We start from the raw sequence: 21,028 nt of genomic DNA on the forward strand, positions 1-21,028 counted from the left end.
CGGCGGTGGTCGCTGGGACGACTGTAGGGCATGGGGCGCGGGTATGTCACCGGTGTCAGGAATATTTCTGACACCGGTGACAGATTGGCCCTGGCACGGCCTGTCACCGGTGTCATACTGGGCCCGCGCCGCCCGCTCCCGGCGAGGCTGTTCGCCCCTGAGGACAGCGCTCCCTCCCGTCCGTGATGTCCTGTTCCCACACATCTGATGTCCTGTGGGCTCACCCGTCCGTCACGCACGTGCCCGTACGCATGAGCCGCCAGCACGCCCACGCCGCCGGACCGGGGACGACCCGACCACCGAGACCGAGAGGAGACCGATGAGCACCATGCGGGACGTCGCCAGCCGGGCGGGGGTCAGCGCGAAGACCGTGTCCCGCGTGATGAACGAGGACCGGTACGTCTCCGAGGACGTGCGCACCCGGGTGATGGCGGCGGTCCGCGAACTCAACTACGTGCCCAACTCCCTGGCCCGGACCTTCCGGTCGGGGCGGGACGCGGCCATCGGCATCGCCGTCCCGGACATCTCGGACTCGTTCTTCTCGCAGGTCGCCCACGCCGTCGAACAGGCCGCCCGCACCCGCGGGGCGGCGGTCTTCGTCACCAGCCTGGGCGACAACCCGGCCTACGAACGGCCCGCCGTGGAGGCCCTGCTCGGCCGGCAGATCATCGGGCTGATCCTCGCCCCGGTGGCGGTCGACCAGTCCTACCTGGAGCCCTGGCAGGACCGCACCGCCCTGGTCTTCATCGACCGGCAGCCCAGCCGGCTGACCGCGGACAGCGTGCTGGAGGACGACTTCGGTGGCGCCCGGGACGCCGTCGCCCACCTCGTGGGACACGGGCACCGACGGATCGCGTTCGTCGGCGACTCGCACCTCGTGCCGACGACGGCCCGGCGCCTGGACGGGTACCACGCGGCCCTGCGGGCCGCGGGCCTGACCGCCGATCCCGACCTCGTCCCCCCGGTGCTCTCCGCACACCGGCCCGATTTCGCCACCACGGTCCCGGGTCTGCTGGCCCTGCCCGACCCGCCGACCGCGATGTTCTGCTCCAATGCCCGCAGCTCGCTCGAGGTGCTGCCGTTGCTGCACGAGCTGGGGCGCAGCGACATCGCGTTCATCAGCTTCGGGGACTTCCCCCTGGCCGACACCATCGTGCCGCCGGTGACCGTGGTGGACCAGGACCCCGTCGGGCTCGGCCGGTTCGCGGCCAAGCACCTGTTCCACCGGGTCGACGAGCCCCACCGCCGGGTCACCGGGGAGACGGTGCTACCCGTCCAGCTCGTGCTCCGCGGGTCCTGCGGCAGCGATCACGCGGCGGACCTCCGACTGGGTGTCGGCTGACCCGTCCATGAGCAGGTGCGGCACCACGGGCGCCCCACCCACCCGGGCCAGGGCGGCGTCCGCCGGGACCGGGGTGCCCTTGAGGTCCCGGACCAGGCCGCGAGCCGACCGACGGGCCTGCGCCACCGCCGTCGGCACCGCCACCCACACCAGACGCGCCGGCACCGGTGCGAGCCGCCGACGAAGGGAACCCCAGGCGTCCGCATCCGTCGCCTCCCGGGTGAACGGGGCGATCACCACCACGTCGCGGCCCAGTGCGGCGTTCTCGGCCGCCACGTCCAGCACGGTGGCGTAGCGGGCGTCGCGCACGGTTCCCTGCAGGGCAGGGTGGTCCATGTCCGTCCCGGCGCCGGTCAGTTCCGCGATCACGGCCAGCAGCGGGTTGGTCGCGGTGTCCAGGTCCACCACGGCGGCACCCAGGGCTGCGGCCAGGGCGAGGCCGCCGGTGGTCTTGCCACTCCCGGGCAGTCCGGCCACGCACCAGATCGCGGGACGCCCGGGCGGGGGGGCTCCCGTCACGGGGTGGCCACGGCGGTCAGGCACCGGTCCCGGGCACCGAGTCCGCACGACTGCCGGAGCTCCATCCGGACGGGGAGCACGGTGTGCCGCCGCAACCGGGCGGTGGGCTGATCGACGCGCTGCATCAGCCGTGCGACGGCGAACTCCCCCAGTGCCTGCGGGTCCTGCCGCACGACGGTGACCGCCGGTACGAGGGCCTGCGCCATGGCGAAGTCGCCGTAGCTGATCACCGCGACATCGGTGCGGCCCAGCCGTTGCAGGGCCGGGATGACCCCGAGGGAGCACCGGGCGTTGGCCGAGAACACCGCCGTCGGGGCGCGCTTCCCGGCCAGCAGCCGCCGCAGGTGCGGGAGCGGGTCGGCCGACACGGTGGGCGCCGTGCAGACCAGATCCGGGCGTTCGGCGATGCCGGCGGCCGCCAGGGCGGCCCGGTAGCCCTCCAGCCGGCGGCCGGCCGTGGGCACCTCGGGCGGGTCGCCGAGGATGGCCACATCGCGGTGACCGTGGGCGAGCAGGTGCTCGACCGCCTGCCGGGCACCGGTGACGTCGTCCTCCACCACGCTGTCGGCCACGATGCCCTGTGGGCGACGGTCGATGAAGACCATCGGCACCTTGGCCTGCCAACTGCGCAGGTAGGACTGGTCCGCCGCCACCGGCACGCTGATCAGTCCGCTCACCTGGCGGCTGAGCAGCGCCTCGGTCGCGGACTGCTCGGCCTCCGCGTCGTTGCCGTAGCTGGTGACGATGACGGCGGCCCCGCGCGGGCGAGCCGCGTCCTCCACGGCCTGCACGACGGCGGCGAAGAACGGGTCGGTGATCTGCGGGACGGCCACCCCGATCGCGGCCTCCCGGCCCGTGCGCAGCGTGCGGGCAGCGAGATTCGGGACGTAGCCGAGGGTCTCGATGGCAGCGCGGACCCGGTCCTGCACCGGCTCGGTGACGTACCGGTCACCGTTGACGACCCGGGACACCGTCTTGATGCTGACGCCGGCGGCGTGGGCGACTTCCCGCATGGTGCTCATCGACACGAGTATGACACCCGTTCTGTCATCGTTGTCAGAACTGTGGCACACTCCCCCCTGACAACGTTGACACACACCGTCGACCGGAGCCGCCCCACGGGCGCCCACCCACCGGAGAGGAGCACGGACGATGGCCACCCCCGTCCTCCTGGGCATCGACATCGGCACCTCGGACACCAAGGTGCTCGTCACGTCGGTGGACGGCGACGAGCTGGCCCAGGCGACCACCGGCACCCGGTGGACCAGCGGGCGGTACACCGAGACCGATCCCGACGCCCTGTTCGAGGCCGTGCTCGCCGTCACCGGCCGGGCCCTGGACCAGGCCGAACAGCGGTGCGGCGCGGTCCGGGCCACCGCGGTGGGCGTGACCGGCTTCGGTGAATCGGGCGTCCTGCTGGATCCGTCCCGCCGGCCCCGGTTCCCCATCATGGCCTGGTTCGACCCGCGCGGCGGCGCCGAGCTGCCGGCCCTGGCCGCCGAACTCGTCACCGCCTTCCCCGGCCGCACCGGCCTCCCGGTCTCCGCCCTGCCCACCACGGCCAAGCTGGCCTGGATGCGCACGCAGGGCGTCGACCTGAACGGCCACGTCTGGCTCTCCGGGCCGGAGTACATCGCCCACCGGCTGGGCTGCGAGCCGACGGCGGAGTTCTCCCTGGCCGCCCGCACCGGACTGCTCGACCAGGACACCGCCGCCGCCTGGCCGGAGATGCTGGACGCACTGGGCGCCGACGACGGCCTGCTGCCCCCGCTGGCCGCCGCCGGCACCCCGCTCGGTCGGGTCACCGGCGACGTCCCCGAAGCACTGCGCGGCGCCGTCATCACCGTGGCCGGGCACGACCACCCCGTCGCCGCCGTCGGATCCGGGGCCGTCGAACGGGACTGTGTCTTCGATTCCTTCGGCACCGCACAGGTTCTCGTCCGGGCCGTCGCCGACACCACCGACGCCACCACCCGCGAGCTGCTGACCACCCTGGGCATCGAGACGGTCCAGCACGTCCTGCCCGGCCGCCAGGTGCTGATCGCCGGCACCCGCTCCGGCCTCCTGCTCCGCCGCACCCTGGACCTGCTCGGGGCGCACGAACCCGCCGCCCGCGACCGCCTCGACCGGGCCGCCGTCGACCTGCTCACCCATCGCCCCCCCCACGCCGCCGGCGTACGGGTGACCGGAGCCGGCAACGACGACGGCGCCCTGCGGATCACCGTGGACGCCGACGGCACCACCCCGGCCGCCCTCTGGGTCGCCGCCCTGGATCACGGCATCGGCGCCATCGTCGACCTGCTCGCCGTGATGGGCGCGCAGGTCGGGCCGTCCACGCGCACCGTGGTCGCCGGCGGCTGGACCCGGATGGCGTCAGTGCGGATGGCCAAGCAGGCAGCCCTGCCCGGCGTCACGTTCTCCCAGCGGCAGCAGGCCGGCGCCTACGGCGCGACCCTGTTCGCCCGGCAGGCCGGCGTCCGCGCCGAGGGCGGGCCACCGAACGATCCGACCACCGAGACCACCCCCGAACCTGGCGCGTCCGCGCGTCGACCCCCATCCGGCCGCGCCGCGGCCACCCGCACACCCGAGGAGAGCACGGCATGACGCAGAGCACCGAACTGGGCGGACTGCACCGCATCGCCACCGCCGAGAACACCTTCGCGATCATCGCGATGGACCAGCGCAACACCCTCAAGCGCATGTACGCCGCGGTCAACGCCCCGGCCCCGAGCGACGAGGAGCTGGAGAACAGCAAGGCCGACGTCGTCCAGGGCCTGCGCGGGGTCGCCTCCGGCTTCCTGCTCGACCCGACCTTCGGCACCCCCGCCCTGAAGCAGCTGCCCACCGAGGGGCTGCCCTACGGCGTGCTCGTCGCCGCCGAGCCCTCCGAGCGCAACACCTTCAACGGGGAGCCGCACGCCCACCGCGACCCGGCGTTGAACGCGCAGTGGACCCGCGACCAGGGTGGCGACGCGGTCAAGTTCTTCGTGCAGATGCGGGTCGACCGCAAGGTCGGCGCGGGCGAGCCCGACCTGACCGCCGACGCCCTGCAGGTCGTCCGCGAGGTCATCGCCGACTGCAAGGCCGCCGGCGTGCCGTCGGTCATCGAGAACCTGATCTACACGATCCCCGGCGAGGAGCCGGCGACCGAGGCGCAGAAAGCCGACCGGATCATCGGCGCCGCCGAGGCGCTGGCCGAGCTGGGCCCGGACCTGCTCAAGCTGGAGTACCCGGGCAGCCCGGCCGCGTGCCGCCGGCTGGCCAACTCCATCGACGTGCCGTGGGCGGTGCTGTCGGCCGGTGTCGCGTTCGACGAGTTCACCGAGGTCCTCAAGGTCTCGTGCGACGACGGCGGCGTGAGCGGCTTCATCGCCGGCCGCGCCATCTGGCGGGAGACCGTGGGCATGACGCGTCCCGATCGTCAGGCCTACGTCGCCTCCGAGGGCCGTCGTCGTCTCGAGAACTGCGTGCAGGCCATCGCGGGCCGCGCCCGGCCGTTCACCGATTTCACCCGGGTCTGACCGATCCGGTTGACTGACCGCATGAGTGAGCTCGTCGTGGCGGGGGTGCTGTTCGATCTGGACGGCACCCTCGTCGACTCCACCGGCAGCGTGAACCGCAACTGGACGCTGATGTGCGAGTCGATGGGCTGGCCGGTGGCCGAGGTCATCGGCCGGTTCCACGGCATGCCGGCGTCCGGGGCGCTGCGGGTCATCGACCCCACGCTGTCCGACGCCCGCATCGCGGAGCTGAACGCGGTGCTCATCGCCGGGGAGACCGCCGACACCGACGGCGTCGTCCCGCTGCCCGGGGTGGTCGATCTGCTGGCCGGGCTGCCTGCGGACCGGTGGGCCATCGTCACCAGCTGCCCGCCGGGGCTGGCCGCGGCCCGTCTCGGCGCAGCCGGGCTGCCGATGCCCGACCGCATCATCACCTCGGCCGATGTCACCCGCGGGAAGCCCGATCCGGAGCCGTTCCGCCTCGGGGCGGGCCTGTTGGAGCTCGATCCGGCGCGCTGTCTGGCCGTCGAGGACGCGCCGGCCGGCGTCGCCTCCGCGCTGGCCGCCGGGTGCCAGGTCATGGCGGTCCGGACCTCGCACCCGGGGCTCGTCGTCGAGGGGGTGCGCGCCGCCGTGCCTGACCTGGCCGGGGTGCGCATCGCGGTGGAGGCGGACGGGCTGCACGTCAGCTGGTGAACGGGAACACGAGGGCGCCCGGCGGGATGATCCCGCCGGGCGCTTCCTGGTGTACAGCAGCAGGTGTCAGCCGAGCGGCGGAACCGCGACCGCCGCACCCTGCTCGTTCGACCGGGCTGCCGCGGCGTAGAGCGTGTGGGTGTGCGCGGCCTCCTCGGGGCGGGCGGCGCCGAAGCGGTCGCCCAGCTCGCCGGCCCGCTCGGCCAGGAACGCCGCCCACATCTGCAGGATCGAGTCGGAAAAGCCGGACTCGAAGATGCCACCGGTGACGGTCGGCCACACCGACTGACTGCCCACGTCGATCTGCTGCCAGGCCTGCTCCTTGCCGATGCCCGGGATGTCGCGGACGGCGAAGACCTCGACCTGCTTCGGGTTCTTGGTGGAGAAGCGGACGCCGCCGTCCATCCCGATGGCCTCGAACTCCCAGGTGTTCTTCTGGCCCGGGTCGATGCGGCGGGTGCTCACCGTCAGCGGGAAGCGGACGCCCTCGTGTTCGCTCCAGCAGTGCAGATCGGCGTTGTCCCAGGTGTCGCAGGGCACCGGGGTGCCGTCCGGTCCGGTGCGCTCGGGGACGATGTTCTGCAGCATGGCGTAGACCGACGTCGGCGCCCAGCCCAGCCGCAGCGGGACGTGCCAGCCGTGCAGGCCGAGATCGTTCATGACGCCGGCCTCGCCGCAGAACTGCGTCTGCCGCTTCCAGTTGATCGGCTTGGACACGTCCAGGTCGCTGCTGTGCAGGAAGCTGTTGTTCGCCCGCACGATGGTGCCCAGCGCGCCGGACTGCACGTAGCGGATCGCCCACTGGGCACCGGGGAAGAACGGCATCTCGCTGGAGCAGCGGACGAAGCTCTCCGGGTGCTCGGCCATCGCGGCCAGCACGGACTCCGCGGCCGGACCGTCGATACCGAAGGGCTTCTCGGCCAGCAGGGACTTCCCGGCCCGGATGACGTCGCCGTAGAGCTGCTCGTGCAGGTCGTGCCGGACGGCCACGTAGACGACGTCGATCGCGTCGTCGGTGAGCAGGTCGTGGTAGTCGGTCGTCGTGGTGGTGACGGTGTCGATCTGCTCGAACCAGGTCAGCGCGGCCGGGTTGATGTCGCACACCGCGGTCAGCCGGGGCCGCACCGGGTGGTCGATCAACGCGGGCCAACGGGCGATGGCCGCGGCGATCTCCCGGCCCATCAGGCCGCCGCCGATGATGGCGACGTTCACCGTCTGCTGGGTGCTCATGCCGCTCCCCCGCCGACCAGGGCCAGCGCATCGTCGACGGAGGCGCCGTCGTGCAGCACGGCCATCAGCGCGGCGGTGATACCGGCCGGGTTCTCGTGCTGGATCACGTTGCGGCCGTAGACGATCCCCTGGGCGCCCTGCTCCAGGACGGCGACAGTGCGCTCCAACAGCGTGCGGTCGTCGACGCGCCCGCCGCCGCGGACCAGCACCGGGACGTCACCGGCGACGGTGATGACCTTGTGGTAGTCGGTGATGTCGTCGGTGGGGTCGGCCTTGATGAGGTCGGCGCCGAGCTCCTTGGCCTGGCGCACCAGGGTGACGATCTTGGCGGTGTCGCCGTCGACCATGTATCCGCCGCCGGCCTTCGCGTTGTCCTGCATGACCAGGGGCTCGATCATCAACGGCATGCCGTAGCGGGTGGCCTGCTCGCGCAGCGCCATGATCGAGATGATGTTGGCCTCGCGGATCTCCGGGCGGCCGGGCAGGTGCATGAGATTGACGCACACCGCGACGGCGTCGAGGCGGACGGCCTCCTCGATGGCGAACGGCACGTGGTGGCTGAAGATGTGCGAGTCGAGCGGGTTGCCGTAGACGTTGGCGACGTCGGTGCGCATGACCAGCGCCGGCTTGGCCTTGCCCGGCTTGGCCTGCAGGTGGCGGGCCTGCCCGAGCGTCAACTGGATGGCGTCGGGGTTCGCGTCGACCAGGGTGTCCACCACCGCGGACATGTCCTCGATGCCGGTGATGAACGAGGGTTCGCCGAAGAAGCCGTGATCCACGGCCACGTCGAGCGCACGGCCGGACTTCGGGTTGAACAGACGGTTGAGCCGGTACAGCGACATCGCTCTCCTGACAGGTCCGGGCCGGCCGGGACGGGCCGGTCTCATGCCGTGGGACCGCTGCGGGGCAGGACGGTCCTCGGGGTCCGCCCAGACTAGCCAGAGTGAGACAACGTTGTCTAGGCTGCGTTCCGACACCCGGCCCGGTCATCGCGGCCCGCCGGTCGATCAGGGACGAGGGCGCATGACCAGCACCACCGGGTTGGCCGTTGCCGGACACATCTGCCTCGACCTGACTCCCACGCTGCCCGGTCCCGCCCGGGTGGAACCCGGCCAGCTCGTCGACATCGGCGCCCTGCGGATGAGCCTGGGTGGATCGGCGGCCAACACCGGGCGCGCGCTGGCCGATCTGGGCCGTCAGGTCGACGTGGTGGCCGGGGTCGGCGACGACCCGCTGGGCGCGGTGGTGGCCGCGGAGGTCGAGGCCTATCCGGGCCTGCACGGGCGCATCCAGGTCATCCCCGGATCGACCACCTCCTACAGCGTGGTCGTCGAGCCGCCCGGCACCGATCGCACCTTCTGGCACCACACCGGCGCCAACGCACTGTTCGACGGGGCCGCGCTCGACCCGGCCGGCCTCGACCTGCTGCACGTGGGCTATCCCCCGCTGCTGCCGGCGATGGCCGCCGCCGACGGCGCGGCCCTGGTCGACCTGTTCACCCGCGCGCGGGCCGCCGGCGCGACCACGTCCCTGGATCTGGCCGTGGTCGACCGGGACTCCGCCGTCGGGCGCATCGACTGGACCGCGGTGCTGCGGGCCTGCCTACCGCACACCGACGTGATCAGCCCCAGCGTCGACGACCTCACCTCGGCGCTCGGCCTGGATGCGCCGACCGACGACGCGGCCGCGGCCGCGCTGGCCGCCGACCTGGCCGGGCGACTGTTGGCCTGGGGCGCGGCCGTGGTCGTGCTGTCCGACGGTGGCCGCGGGCTGCTCGTCCGCACCGCGGGACGGGAGCGGCTCGCTGCCGGGGGGCGCGTCCTGGCCCCGATGGCGGACACCTGGGCCGACGCCGACTTCCGCATCCTGCCGGTCCCGGTGGCCGACCCGCGCACGACGAACGGCGCCGGCGACGCGTGCACAGCCGGGTTGCTCGCCGGGCTCGTGGCCGGTGGAACGCCCCGCCAGGCCGTGACTCTCGCCGCCGCGACCGCGGCCGTGGTGATCTCCGGCCGCCGCCCCACCCCGGACGTGGTGCTGGCGGGGAACCCGGAACTGGCCGGGTTGTTCGCCACCCGCCCCTGACCCCCGCTGCCCTCCCCGACCCCCCGAAGGACACCCATGGACCTGCTGCAGCTCCCCGCCAACCAGCCGCGCGACCGCTTCTACCGCGGGGGCGAGCGCATCGCGGAGTTCCGTGGGGACGGCCCGGCCGCACCGAACACCCCGGAGGACTGGGTCGGGTCGACCACGTGCGTGCGCGGGCAGGACCCGGTGGGCCGCACCCGCTTGGCGGACGGCACCGATCTCGCCGACGCCGTGGCCGCCGACCCGGCCGGCTGGCTGGGCGACGATCACGTGGCGGCGTTCGGTGCCGACACCATGCTCCTGGTCAAGCTGCTGGATGCCGGCCAGCGCCTGCCCATCCACGCCCACCCGCACCGGACGTTCGCCCACGAGCATCTCGGCTCCGCGCACGGCAAGGCCGAGGCATGGTTCCTGCTCACCCCCGGCGTCGTCCACCTCGGCCTGCGCGAGGACATCGCCAGCGACCGGTTGCTGGCGATGATCGAGAACCAGGACACCGACGAACTGCTCGAGCTGATGCACCGCATCGAGGTGCCGGCCGGGCACACGGTCTACGTCCCGCCGGGGGTGCTGCACGCGATCGGCGAGGGCATCCTGCTGGTGGAGGTGCAGGAGCCCGAGGACCTGTCGATCCTGCTCGAGTGGCGTGGGTTCGACCTGGACGGGGTGACCGACGGTCACCTCGATCTCGGGTTCGCCACCGCACTGGAGGCGGTGGAGACCACTGCCCGCACCGCGGCGGACGTGGCCGCACTGGTCCGCGGACCCGTCGAGGACGGTGACTGCCTGCCCGCGGAGAGTGCCCCGTACTTCCGCCTCGATCGACTGGCCGTCGACGGTGGGCGTTCGGTCCCGGCCGGATTCGGCGTGCTCGTGGTGGTCGACGGTCCGGTGACCGTCGGCGGAACGGCCTCCGGCGCCCGGATCGACGCACCGGCGGGGGCCACCGTGCTGATCCCGTTCGCCGCCGGGGACCTCACGCTCGCCGGGTCCGGCGCCGTGGTGCTGGCCCGTCCGCCGTTGGCGCGCCGAGCGTCGTGACGGTCCCGGGGCGGGCCGATCGTCCGCCGACGATGAACGACGTCGCGCGGGAGGCCGGCGTCGCCCTCAAGACGGTGTCGCGGTTCGTCAACGGCGAGCGGAACATCGATCCCGTGTTGGCCGGCCGGATCGGTGCAGCCATCGGAACCCTCGGCTACCGGCGGAATCTCGCTGCAGCGAGCCTGCGGCCGGGCCGGAGTTCCCGGACCATCGGGCTGATCATCAGCGACCTGGCCAACCCGTACTACTCCACGATCGCCCGGGCCATCGAGCTGCTCGCCCGGGAGCACGGGTTCCTGCTCACCACGGCGAGTTCGGACGAGGAGGGTGACCGGCACGACGCCCTGGTCGACCGTCTGCTGGGCCAACAGGTCGAAGGGTTGATCGTGGTGCCGCCGCGACAGGCCGGCCGGGCGTGGTCCCAGGTGCCCGGGCCGGTACCCCCGGTCGTCTTCCTCGACCGGCCGGGCGACCTGGCCGGGGCGGACACGATCCTGGCCGACAACGCCGGCGGCGCGCGTGCCGCGACGGTCGAGCTGCTGGCGCAGGGCGCCCGGTCGGTGGCCTTCGTCGGGGATTCCCGGGCGATCAGCACCATGGCCGAGCGCTACCGCGGGTACGCCGACGCCCTGGCCGAGCACGGGCTCGCCCCCGATCCGGCGCTGGTCAGCGCGGCCGCCCACAGCAAGGACCAGGCGGCCGCGGTGGTCGCCGAGCTGATGGCCAGCGGCGCGGCCGACGCGGTCTTCGCCGCCAACAACCGGGCCAGCCTCGGTGCCGTCCTGGCCTTCCGGGAGTCCGGCCGTCGCCTGCCGCTCATCGGTTTCGACGACTTCGAGGCCGCGGCCCTGCTGACCCCCGCCGTGTCGGTGGTCAGCCAGGACGTCACCGAGATGGGCCGGCTGGCCGCCGAACTGGTGCTCGACCGACTCTCCGGCGCCCCGGCCCGGAGCGACCGGCTCCAGATACTGCCGACGCGGCTGATCCTGCGGGGGTCGGAGCGGGTCGGTCACGCTGCCGGGGGCGATCGGTAGGTTCGACGGGTGGCCAGGCGACTGTGGGGTGCGGTGCTGCTCTGCGCCGTGCTGCTGGCCGTCGCGGTGATCTCCGGGGTGGTCAACCACGTCCGGCCCGGGACGGCCACCGCCGAGCCGGTGCGGCCGGTTCCGCAGGTCGGCGACTGCCAACCGGTTCCCGATCCGCAGGCCGTTCCCCCGTCCGGTTTCGGCCTGCCCAGTCCGGTGCTGGCGCCGTGCGACGGTCCCCGGGCGGCCGAGGTCATCCTGGTCTTCCCGGACTACGCCGCCGCCGATGTCGTCACCGCCGACGCGGTGTCCCCGCTCGACCGGTGCGCGGAGCTGATGGACCCCTATCTCGGTCTGCCGTCCACTCCCGTGGGTCCGACCGCATGGGTCCCGGCGCAGTGGGTGGTCGTGGACCTGGCCGGCCCCGACGCCCGTCAGCGGGCCGCCGGGCAGGTGTGGGCCGCCTGCCTGATCCACCCGGTGTCCCCCACCGGGGACGCCCCGGTTTTCCTCGGATCGGCCCGGGGAGTGATGTCCCGGCCCGGGCCGGAGAGCGCCGTGCTGTCGGCGTGTCTCGACGAGCCGGACGGCGGTCCGGTCAGCTGTCTGGAGCCGCACCGGTCGGAGACGCTCGGCTACCGGAGTGTTCCCCGCGGGACCCCGGAGGAGGAGCTGCAGGCCTCGTGCGCCGAGCTGGTGGCCCGGTCCACCGCGATGCCCGACCCCACCGCGGGCGGTGCACTCACCACCACGGTCACCCGGGTCCCGGTCGACACCAACTACTCCGACGCCGTCCCGACCGCGCTGTGCAACGTGGACACCACCGACCCCGCCCGGTCCCTCACCTCGACCCTGCGCAATCTGGGGACGACCCCGCCGCCGCTGACCTGAGGCGGCCGGTCACGGCTGCGCTCGACACGTTCCCCCAGTGCCACAGCCCATCAGCCGGATGCGTCCTCGATGAGGTTGAGCTGCGTCCCGTCGAGGTCAATGAGGTACGCCGCCCGCTGGCCCCAGCTCCGCCGCGCGATCGGCGTCAGTCGTGGGATCCCCCGGGCGGCCAGGGGTACGTCGGATGCGGCGACGTCCGCCCACAACGCGTCCAGATCGGCGACCCGCACGCTGCACAGGAAGGAGCTCGTCGCCGGATCCAGATCCGGGAAGGGGAAGAACTCCAGGACGAGCGACCCGCGACGCAGGATCATCCAGCCGTCGTCCCGGAACGTCTCGACAAAACCGAAGCCGCCGTAGAACGCGCTGGTCGCCGCCAGGTCGCGGGCGGGCAGGTTGGGCACGGTGCGGACGGCCATGGCGCCAGTCTGCGCCCGGTGGCCCCTCTGTCCGCCGAGGCCGGCCGAGGGACGCCCGATCGTGACCCGAGGCGACCTGACGACCGGGGGCCGGCGGCCGGGCCGGACGATGAGCCGAGGGGAGCTCGCGCCGGGGACGGCGAGTCCGACGGACCCGGACCGCTTCTCCACCCCGCCACGGAGGTAGGGGCCGCCGACCGGGGTGTTCCTGTTCTCCCCGGCAGGTTTCATCCTGCACGTGCAGGTCCCTCTCACAGGGCCGGCCTGTGCGCTGGAACCCGAACCGCTCACCTCGACAACCACCGATCGGAGCACCATGCCCATCACGGCCTTCCTCGACCTCCGTCTGAAGCCCGACGCCCCCGAGGTGGGGCTGGCCCACCTGCAGACGGTGCTCGCAGACACCCGCGCGTTCCCGGGCTGTCTGGGCGTCGAGGTCCTCGTCGACCGGGCCGACCCGGCCCACGTCGTGGCCGTCGAGAAATGGGCCGATGCGGAGGCCGACGGCCGGTACCGCGCCTGGCGGGCCGGCGACGGGGCCAGCGGGCTGGGCGACCACTTGGCCGGACCGCCGACTCTCACCCTCTTCGACACCGACACGGTTATCGCTTCGGCCTGAGGCCGGGACGATCTCGACCCGGGTGGTCGTCGAATCCGTCCGGTCCCCTGTCCCCCGGACGATGATTGACATCCCCTCGGAGCAGGACGTCCCCTCCGGGCCCCTGCGACCCGGGCCCCGGGGCTCCGTGCACACTGCGCCGACCGCATGACACCGCCTTCGCCGACGGCAACGAGCTCTGCTGGCCGTCCACTACTACCGCTGCGGGTGCTCGTCCGGTCGTGCTGATGGTCCGGCGGGGACGTTCTCGGCCGATGGTTCCCGGCCGACGATCGCGCACGGTCGGGAACGGGCGGTGGCGCCGCGTGCTTCTGTAGCCGTGACCACCCCAGCCCCCGCGGTCCGTCCGGGACCAGGGCGGACCGGACGGACCGCATGGTTCCGGCGGGGGCTCAGCCGACCGGGAAGGCGCGGCGGGCCCGGACGGCCACGACCAGCGCGACGGTGGCCAGAGCGGCCATCACCGCGGGCAGGACGAGGCCCCCGGCGGCCAGCAGCAGCGCCCCGCCGACCCCTCCGGCGAGGATGGCGAGGTTGAACGCGACGCCGAGCAGGGAGTTGGCGATGTCGGCGTTGGGGCCGGCGGCGTTGCTGATCGCGGTCTGCAGCTGGGTGGCGGCTCCGCCGTAACCGATGCCCCACAGGACGATGGCGAACAGCACCGCGACGGTCGACGAGTGTCCGACCAGCATGATCACCCCGGCGCCGCCGAACAGGCCGATGCTCGCGAGCAGCAGTGGCCGCAGGGCGCGGTCGACGAGCGCGCCGGTGATCGCGACACCGACGATGGCCGCGACCCCGAAGGTCACCAGGGCGGCTTCGACCGCCAGACCGTCGGCCGCCGTCCGCAGGTAGGGACCGATGTAGGTGTAGAGGAGGTTGTGGCCGACCATCCAGGCCACGATGACCACGAGAACCGCTGCGACGCTCGGGAGGCCGAGGACCCGAGCCATGGACAGCTGGGTCTCGGCCTGCTGACCGGGAGCGTCCGGGACGAGGACGAAGGTCAGGGCGAGGGCGACCGCCACCAGCACGGACAGGATCCCGAACGACCAGCGCCAGTCGTGGGTGGCGCCCAGCCACGCTCCGAACGGGGTGCCGACCGCGAGGCCGATCGGGGTACCCAGCGAGGCGATGGACAGGGCCCGGCCGGCCAGGGTCGGCGGCGAGATGCGGCGGGCGTAACCGGCGAGCATGGCCCAGGCCAGTCCCGAGAACGCACCGGCCACGAACCGTGCCCCGAGCGAGAGCACCACGTCCGAGGAGACCGCGGTCACGGTGTTGGCCAGCAGGACTCCGGTGACCGCCACCACGAACACCGGCTTGCGCCGCAGGCCGCGGGTCAGCGCGATCGCCGGGACGGTGGCCAGGATCGTGCCGAGGGCGTAAGCGCTGACGAACTGACCGACCGTGCCCTCCGAGGTACCCAGGCCGGCGGCGATCCGGGCGAGCAGGCCGGCCGGCATCGTCTCGGTGGTGATGAGCAGGAACCCGGTGAACGCCATCACCAGCAGCGCGGCCCACGGCAGTCGGGACGTCGCATCGGCGGTCGTGTCGCGGGTCTCGGGGGTTCCCCGGACGGGCGACGGGGCGCGGGCACCGGTTTCATCGAGAGCGGGCACGGGTCGGAATCTCCTGAGGTCGTGCGGGCCGAGCCGGTCGGTGGCGGCCGGCGGATCCTGTCCCTCGCAGTCGACGCCCGCGGCGCGCAGGCGGGGAGCCCCTGCCGTGGCGTGCACCGACAGAGCACCCCACGGGGACACGGGTCGACGTAGCGTCCCTCGGGTGGACAACCGATCCGAGGTTCGCGACTTCCTCATCTCGCGCCGCGCCAAGATCACCCCCACGCAGGCCGGTCTGCCCACGACCGGCGGTCGTCGGGTCGCGGGTCTGCGCCGGACCGAGGTCGCCGTCCTGGCCGGCGTGAGCGTCGAGTACTACGCGAAACTGGAGCGGGGGGCGCTGGGCGGCGCCTCGGCCTCCGTCCTGGACTCGTTGGCCCGGGCCCTGCAGCTGGACGACGCCGAACGGGCGCACCTGTTCCACCTCGCGCACGCCGCGGACGGAACCAGTGCCGGCATGCGCGCCCGGGTTCGTCCCGGCCGGCGGTGGACACCGCGACCGTCCCTGTTGTGGGCACTGGACCGGTTCACCGCGCCCGCCCTCGTCCGCAACGGTCGGATGGACCTGCTGGCCACCAACCCTCTCGGCCGGGCCATGCACGACGCGCTGTACGCGACCGCCCCCGACCCTGATGAGCACCCGAACTTCGTGCGGTTCACCTTCCTGCACCAGGACGCAGCCCGGGAGTTCTACCCGGACTGGGACACCGCCGCCGGGGTCGCCGTCGCCATCCTGCGCACCGAGGCCGGTCGCGATCCGCACGACAAGGATCTGCACGACCTCGTCGGCGAGCTGTCCACCCGCAGCCCGGACTTCGCGCGCCGCTGGAACTCCCACGACGTCCGCACCCACGGCGCCGGGACGAAGCGCTTCCACCACCGGGACGTCGGTGATCTCGATCTGGCCTACGAGAGCATGGACATGGTGGCCGATCCCGGCCTGACCCTGACCCTGTACGCGGCCGAACCCCATTCGGCGACCGCGCACGCCCTGGACCTCCTCGCGTCCTGGACAGCGCCGGAACCGACCCGGCGGATCCACGCGCCCGTCGAGGGCACGCCGTGACGTCCGCCCCCGGGCCCAAGCCCGCGCCGCTCCCGGCGTGACCGCCCGAGCCTCCCCCGAGAGCGGCGTGCCAGGTCCACGGCTCGAGCCGTCGGAGTGACTAGTGGAGGGCCTTCAGACCCACCACGCAGCCGACGATGCCGACCAGGAAGACGATCTTGAGCACGGACACCGTCTCCGTCCCGGTGACCATCGCGTAGGCGACGGTCAGCACGGCGCCGATACCGACCCAGACCGCGTAGGCGGTACCGATCGGGAGATCGCGCATGGCAACGGCGAGCCCGGCCATGCTCAGCAGCAGGGCGACGCCGAACACCACCGTCGGCACCGGCCGGGTGAACCCCTCCGACCGGCCGAGTGCGGTGGCCCAGACCGATTCCAGCACCCCGGACAGGACGAGCAGGATCCACGACATGACAGCCTCCCAGGCAGCCGTCTTGTCGCTTTCCGGGTACGGCACCGCTCGTCCGGGAGCCTGCTGGGCTCGAGATCCACCGTGTCACACCGGGTACGGCGTCACCAGCTGTGGTGACCGATCTGACCGGGCCCGGTCGACGCCGTGGTCGACCCGGCGCCTGACGGCGGCGCTCAGCGCAGCTTGGCCGCCCGACGCCGCGCCTTGGCCAGCGCCGCCTTGGCCGCCGCCTGCGCCTCCTCGTCGGCCGGTGCACCGGCCGGCACCGTGACCGGTGCCCCCGTCGGCGCACCGTTCGTGGCTCCGCCTCCCGTCGATCCGTTCGCCGAACCCTTCGCGGCCGAGCCGTTGGTGGACGAGCCGTTCGCCCCGGCCCCGTTCGTGGCGGCCCCGTTCGACGCACCGCCGGTCGTCCGCTTCGGTGCGGTCGTCCGCTTCCCCGATGCCGCGGTCGAGCCGGCACCGGCGCTCACCGCGGTGGGCTGCCGGCCCTGCAGGATGGGGCCGAGGAACTGCCCGGTGTAGGAGTCGGCGACCTTCGCGATCTGCTCCGGGGTGCCCTCGGCGACCAGGCGACCGCCGCCGGATCCGCCCTCGGGCCCCATGTCGATGACGTGGTCGGAGGTCTTGATGACGTCGAGGTTGTGCTCGATGACGATCACCGTGTTGCCCTTGTCGACCAACCCGTTGATGACCTTGAGCAGTTTCTCCACGTCGGCGAAGTGCAACCCGGTGGTCGGCTCGTCCAGCACGTAGACGGTGCGACCGGTGGACCGCTTCTGCAGCTCGCTGGCCAGCTTGACCCGCTGGGCCTCACCACCGGACAGCGTCGGCGCGGACTGGCCCAGGCGCACGTACCCCAGACCGACCTCGACGAGGGTCTTGAGGTGCCGGTGGATCGGGCCGATCGCCTCGAAGAACTCCGCGGCCTCCTCGATGGTGGTGTCCAACACCTCGGCGATGTTCTTGCCCTTGTAGTGGACCTCCAGGGTCTCCCGGTTGAACCGGGCCCCCTTGCACACCTCGCACGGCACGTAGATGTCCGGCAGGAAGTTCATCTCGATCTTGAGGGTGCCGTCGCCCGAGCAGGCCTCGCAGCGGCCGCCCTTCACGTTGAACGAGAACCGGCCCTGCTGGTACCCGCGCACCTTGGCCTCGGTGGTGGAGGCGAACAGCTTGCGGACGTGGTCGAAGACACCCGTGTACGTGGCGGGGTTGGACCGGGGCGTGCGCCCGATGGGCGACTGGTCGACGCCGACCACCTTGTCGACGTGGTCCAGGCCGGTGACCCGGGTGTGCCGGCCGGGGATCATCCGGGCACCGTTGATCCGGTTCGCCAGCACCGCGTACAGGATGTCGTTGACCAGCGTGGACTTGCCCGACCCGGAGACCCCGGTGACCGAGGTCAGCGTGCCCAGCGGGAAGTCGACCGTCACGTTGGCCAGGTTGTGCTCCCGCGCCCCGACCACGGTCAGCTTGCGCTGCTTGTCGATCGGCCGTCGCTTCGCCGGCACCGGGATGGACCGGGCCCCGGAGACGAACTGACCGGTGGCCGACTCCGGGTTGGCCTCGAGATCGGCGACCGTGCCGGAGACCACCACGTTGCCGCCGTGCTCACCGGCGCCCGGGCCGATGTCGACGACCCAGTCCGCGGTGCGGATGGTGTCCTCGTCGTGCTCGACGACGATGAGGGTGTTCCCCAGATCGCGCAGCCGGGTCAGCGTCTGGATCAACCGGTGGTTGTCCCGCTGATGCAGCCCGATGGACGGCTCGTCCAGCACGTACAGCACGCCCACCAGCCCGGAACCGATCTGGGTGGCCAGCCGGATCCGCTGCGCCTCGCCACCGGACAGGGTGCCGGCCGCGCGGTCCAGCGACAGGTAGTCCAGCCCGACATCGAGCAGGAAGCCCAGGCGGGCGTCGACCTCCTTCAGCACGCGCTCGGCGATCATCCGGTCGCGCTGAGACAGCACCAGGCCGGGGAAGAAGGCGGCCGCGTCCCGGATGGACATCCGGGCGAGCTGGGCGATGCTGACGCCGCCCTGCTCGGCATGGGTGAGAGTGACGGAGAGGATCTCCGGCTTGAGGCGCGTGCCCAGGCAGGTCGGGCAGGGCACCTCCCGCATGTACCCCTCGTACTTCTCCCGGGCGGAATCCGAGTCCGTCTGCGCCGCACGGCGTTCCAGGAACGGGATGACACCCTCGTACTCGGCGTAGTACGACCGCTGCCGCCCGAACCGGTTGCGGTACTTCACGTGGACCTGGTCGGTCGTCCCGTTGAGCACGGCCTTGTGGATCTTGGTGGGGAGTTTCTGCCACGGGGTCTTCATCGAGAACCCCTGCGCGGCGGCCAATCCCTCGAGCAGGCGGACGAAGTAGTCCGACGACGCACCCTGGTTCCAGGGGTGGATGGCCCCGTCGGCCAGCGACAGCTCCGGGTCGGGGACGATCAGCTCCGAATCGACCTCCATCCGGGTACCCAGGCCCGCGCAGTCCGGGCAGGCACCGAACGGCGAGTTGAACGAGAACGCCCGGGGCTCCAGCTCGTCGAGGGCGAGCGGATGGTCGTTCGGGCAGGCGAGGCGCTCGGAGTACCGACGCTCGCGGTCCGGGTCGTTCTCCTCGAGATCGATGAAGTCGAGGATGACCAGGCCCTCTGCCAGCAGCAGGCCGGTCTCCACCGAATCGGTGATGCGCTGCTTGGCCGTCTCCCGGTTGACCAGGCGGTCGACGACCACCTCGATGGAGTGCTTCTCCTGCTTCTTGAGCGTGGGCGTCTCGGTCAGCGGGTAGACCGTGCCGTCGACCCGGACGCGGGAGTACCCCTTGGCCTGCAACTCGGCCATCAGGTCCACGTACTCACCCTTGCGTTCCCGGATGACCGGGGCCAGCACCTGGAACCGGGTGCCCTCGGGCATCTCCAGCACCCGGTCGACGATCTGCTGGGGGGTCTGCTTCGCGATGGGCTCACCACAGACGGGGCAGTGCGGGTGCCCGATGCGGGCGTACAGCAGACGCAGGTAGTCGTAGATCTCGGTGATGGTGCCGACCGTGGACCGGGGGTTGCGGGAGGTCGACTTCTGGTCGATGGAGACCGCCGGCGACAGGCCCTCGATGAAGTCGACGTCGGGCTTGTCCATCTGCCCCAGGAACTGCCGGGCGTAGGAGGACAACGACTCCACGTACCGCCGCTGGCCCTCGGCGAAGATGGTGTCGAAGGCCAGGGAGGACTTCCCCGACCCCGACAGACCCGTGAAGACGATGAGCGCGTCACGCGGCAGGGAGAGGTCGACATTCCGCAGGTTGTGCTCGCGGGCGCCGCGCACGATCAACTGATCCATCACGTTGAGCCATGGTAGGCGCGGGGTCCGACAGTCCTCACCCGCGCGGATCACCGGGGTGGGCACCCGGGGCTGCCGGGACGCCCGGGACACGGCACGATGGCCCGATGACCGCCGCCCCCACGCCGTCCGCGACCCCCGACGTCACCGATCCGACCGCCGAAGCGTTGCGCTGGGGACTGGTCGGCTACGGCAGCGGAGGGCGCACCTTCCACCGTCCGCTGCTGCTGTCGGCCTCCGACCTGCAGTTGGTCGCCGTCACGACCACCTCGGCGCAGCGCCGGGCGGAGGTGGCGCAGGACGCCCCGGCCGCGACCACCGTCGACGGCCTGGATGCCCTGCCCGGCCTCGGTGTCGTCGGGGTGACCATCACCACACCCTCGGGAACCCACGTCCCGTTGGCCCACCAGGCCCTCGACCTGGGTCTGCACGTGGTGCTGGACAAGCCGTTCGCGCTGAACGCTCCGGACGCCCGTGGGCTCGTCGAGCACGCCGCCGCCGTCGGGCGGGTCATCGTGCCCTACCAGAACCGTCGCTGGGACTCCGACTACCTGACCGTGCAGGCCCTGCTGGCCGCCGGGACGTTGGGTGACGTGCACACCTTCACCAACCGCATCGAACGCTTCCGGCCGCTCAAGGACTCCTGGCACGGCAGCTCGATCGCCGAGGGCGGCGGGACCCTGGTGGACCTGGGGCCGCACCTGGTCGACCAGGCGCTCAGCCTGTTCGGCAGGGCCGCCACCGTGCACGCCGAGCTCCGCACGCTGCGGCCGGGCGCCGGCGCCGAGGACGACATCGAGCTGCACATCACCCACGAGTCCGGGGTACGGACCACCGTCGCGGCCGGCATGGTGTCGGCCACGCAGGGCGCCCGCATGCAGGTCAACGGGACCCGGGCCGGGTACGTCGTGGGTGGCTTCGACATCCAGGAGGAGCAGCTCAAGAACGGCGGCTCCCCCGCCTCACTGGGGGACGCCTGGGGCACCGAGCCGGAATCGGCCTGGGGCACCCTCGCGCAGGGCTCGCAGGGCGAGGACCTGCGCGCCTGGCCGAGCGAGCGCGGCCGGTGGGACACCTTCTACCCGGCGGTGGCCGCCGCGATCCGGGACGGCTCCGCACCGCCGGTGCCGGCGACCGACGCCGTGCACACCGCCGAGGTGCTGGACGCCGCCCGGGTGTCCTCCGCCGAACGGGTCGTCGTCAGCCTCTGACGG

General features: G+C 72.6%; 18 protein-coding genes, 1 pseudogene and 1 riboswitch. Of the genes and pseudogenes, 11 read left to right on the top strand and 8 right to left on the bottom strand.

From position 1 onward, the window contains the following. The first annotated feature begins 319 nt into the window (after positions 1 to 319). Positions 320 to 1,342, top strand: a complete 1,023-nt coding sequence (locus J2S58_RS03035; protein WP_205255562.1) for a LacI family DNA-binding transcriptional regulator — start codon at positions 320 to 322, stop codon at positions 1,340 to 1,342. On the opposite strand, the gene J2S58_RS03040 is transcribed toward J2S58_RS03035, so the two are convergent. Both J2S58_RS03040 and J2S58_RS03045 read right to left on the bottom strand, forming a co-directional pair. Then, positions 1,268 to 1,819, bottom strand: a complete 552-nt coding sequence (locus J2S58_RS03040) for an AAA family ATPase (protein ID WP_205255563.1) — start codon at positions 1,817 to 1,819, stop codon at positions 1,268 to 1,270. The genes J2S58_RS03035 and J2S58_RS03040 overlap by 75 nt on opposite strands. 38 nt (positions 1,820 to 1,857) lie before the next feature. After that, complete coding sequence (locus tag J2S58_RS03045) at positions 1,858 to 2,883, bottom strand: LacI family DNA-binding transcriptional regulator (RefSeq protein WP_205255564.1); 1,026 nt, start codon at positions 2,881 to 2,883, stop codon at positions 1,858 to 1,860. 130 nt (positions 2,884 to 3,013) lie between these two features. Here J2S58_RS03045 and J2S58_RS03050 point away from each other — a divergent pair, with 130 nt between their 5' ends. The 3 genes from J2S58_RS03050 to J2S58_RS03060 are packed head-to-tail and all read left to right on the top strand — an operon-like array spanning position 3,014 to position 6,057. Then, a complete protein-coding gene (locus J2S58_RS03050) occupies positions 3,014 to 4,465 on the top strand; it encodes an FGGY-family carbohydrate kinase (RefSeq protein WP_205255565.1) in 1,452 nt (483 codons plus the stop codon). Beyond that, positions 4,462 to 5,382 carry a DUF2090 domain-containing protein gene (locus tag J2S58_RS03055; protein ID WP_205255566.1) on the top strand — a complete coding sequence of 307 codons (921 nt, stop codon included), beginning with the start codon at positions 4,462 to 4,464 and terminating at the stop codon, positions 5,380 to 5,382. The genes J2S58_RS03050 and J2S58_RS03055 overlap by 4 nt, the downstream gene beginning before the upstream one ends. 21 nt (positions 5,383 to 5,403) lie before the next feature. Continuing rightward, entirely contained in the window at positions 5,404 to 6,057 is a 654-nt protein-coding gene (locus J2S58_RS03060) for an HAD-IA family hydrolase (protein ID WP_205255567.1), read from the top strand. A gap of 66 nt (positions 6,058 to 6,123) precedes the next feature. Here J2S58_RS03060 and J2S58_RS03065 read toward each other — a convergent pair whose 3' ends face one another. Together J2S58_RS03065 and J2S58_RS03070 are read right to left on the bottom strand one after the other, a co-directional pair. Continuing rightward, positions 6,124 to 7,287, bottom strand: a complete 1,164-nt coding sequence (locus J2S58_RS03065) for a Gfo/Idh/MocA family protein (RefSeq protein WP_205255568.1) — start codon at positions 7,285 to 7,287, stop codon at positions 6,124 to 6,126. Continuing rightward, positions 7,284 to 8,129: a class I fructose-bisphosphate aldolase gene (locus J2S58_RS03070; RefSeq protein ID WP_205255569.1), complete on the bottom strand. Its 846-nt coding sequence runs from the start codon at positions 8,127 to 8,129 to the stop codon at positions 7,284 to 7,286. The genes J2S58_RS03065 and J2S58_RS03070 overlap by 4 nt, the downstream gene beginning before the upstream one ends. Positions 8,130 to 8,310: 181 nt before the next feature. Here J2S58_RS03070 and J2S58_RS03075 point away from each other — a divergent pair, with 181 nt between their 5' ends. The 4 genes from J2S58_RS03075 to J2S58_RS03090 are packed head-to-tail and all read left to right on the top strand — an operon-like array spanning position 8,311 to position 12,332. After that, positions 8,311 to 9,372, top strand: coding sequence for a carbohydrate kinase family protein (locus tag J2S58_RS03075; protein ID WP_205255570.1), 1,062 nt, complete (start codon positions 8,311 to 8,313; stop codon positions 9,370 to 9,372). A gap of 36 nt (positions 9,373 to 9,408) precedes the next feature. After that, on the top strand, positions 9,409 to 10,416 hold the full coding sequence (locus J2S58_RS03080) for a class I mannose-6-phosphate isomerase (protein WP_205255571.1): 1,008 nt from the start codon (positions 9,409 to 9,411) through the stop codon (positions 10,414 to 10,416). 32 nt (positions 10,417 to 10,448) lie between these two features. Continuing rightward, on the top strand, positions 10,449 to 11,450 hold the full coding sequence (locus tag J2S58_RS03085; RefSeq protein WP_205255572.1) for a LacI family DNA-binding transcriptional regulator: 1,002 nt from the start codon (positions 10,449 to 10,451) through the stop codon (positions 11,448 to 11,450). Positions 11,451 to 11,459: 9 nt separating this feature from the next. Next, positions 11,460 to 12,332, top strand: a complete 873-nt coding sequence (locus tag J2S58_RS03090) for a hypothetical protein (RefSeq protein ID WP_205255573.1) — start codon at positions 11,460 to 11,462, stop codon at positions 12,330 to 12,332. 50 nt (positions 12,333 to 12,382) lie between these two features. Here the strand turns inward: J2S58_RS03090 and J2S58_RS03095 are convergent, their stop codons facing one another. After that, positions 12,383 to 12,751, bottom strand: coding sequence for a bleomycin resistance protein (locus J2S58_RS03095; RefSeq protein WP_205255574.1), 369 nt, complete (start codon positions 12,749 to 12,751; stop codon positions 12,383 to 12,385). Positions 12,752 to 13,067: 316 nt separating this feature from the next. Between J2S58_RS03095 and J2S58_RS03100 the strand changes: the two genes are divergently transcribed. Beyond that, positions 13,068 to 13,370: a putative quinol monooxygenase gene (locus J2S58_RS03100; protein ID WP_205255575.1), complete on the top strand. Its 303-nt coding sequence runs from the start codon at positions 13,068 to 13,070 to the stop codon at positions 13,368 to 13,370. Positions 13,371 to 13,762: 392 nt separating this feature from the next. Here J2S58_RS03100 and J2S58_RS03105 read toward each other — a convergent pair whose 3' ends face one another. Then, positions 13,763 to 14,992 (bottom strand): MFS transporter, encoded by a 1,230-nt coding sequence (locus tag J2S58_RS03105; protein ID WP_205255576.1) that lies wholly within the window; start codon positions 14,990 to 14,992, stop codon positions 13,763 to 13,765. Between the two features lie 163 nt (positions 14,993 to 15,155). Here J2S58_RS03105 and J2S58_RS03110 point away from each other — a divergent pair, with 163 nt between their 5' ends. After that, the gene (locus J2S58_RS03110; RefSeq protein WP_205255577.1) at positions 15,156 to 16,058 is read left to right on the top strand and encodes a helix-turn-helix transcriptional regulator; all 903 of its coding nucleotides are present in this window, start codon (positions 15,156 to 15,158) and stop codon (positions 16,056 to 16,058) included. Positions 16,059 to 16,158: 100 nt separating this feature from the next. Here J2S58_RS03110 and J2S58_RS03115 read toward each other — a convergent pair whose 3' ends face one another. Beyond that, positions 16,159 to 16,473, bottom strand: coding sequence for a DMT family transporter (locus tag J2S58_RS03115; RefSeq protein ID WP_205255578.1), 315 nt, complete (start codon positions 16,471 to 16,473; stop codon positions 16,159 to 16,161). An 11-nt stretch (positions 16,474 to 16,484) separates the two neighbouring features. After that, positions 16,485 to 16,549: riboswitch (guanidine-III (ykkC-III) riboswitch) on the bottom strand. A 358-nt stretch (positions 16,550 to 16,907) separates the two neighbouring features. Next, positions 16,908 to 19,814 (bottom strand): annotated as a pseudogene (uvrA, locus tag J2S58_RS03120) (excinuclease ABC subunit UvrA); the annotation flags it as partial. Positions 19,815 to 19,921: 107 nt separating this feature from the next. On the opposite strand from uvrA, the gene J2S58_RS03125 reads away from it, so the two are divergent. Beyond that, entirely contained in the window at positions 19,922 to 21,025 is a 1,104-nt protein-coding gene (locus J2S58_RS03125) for a Gfo/Idh/MocA family protein (RefSeq protein WP_205255580.1), read from the top strand. The last annotated feature ends 3 nt before the right edge of the window (positions 21,026 to 21,028 follow it).

The sequence above is a fragment of the Nakamurella flavida genome (assembly GCF_030811475.1).
Taxonomy (GTDB): Bacteria; Actinomycetota; Actinomycetes; order Mycobacteriales; family Nakamurellaceae; genus Nakamurella; species Nakamurella flavida.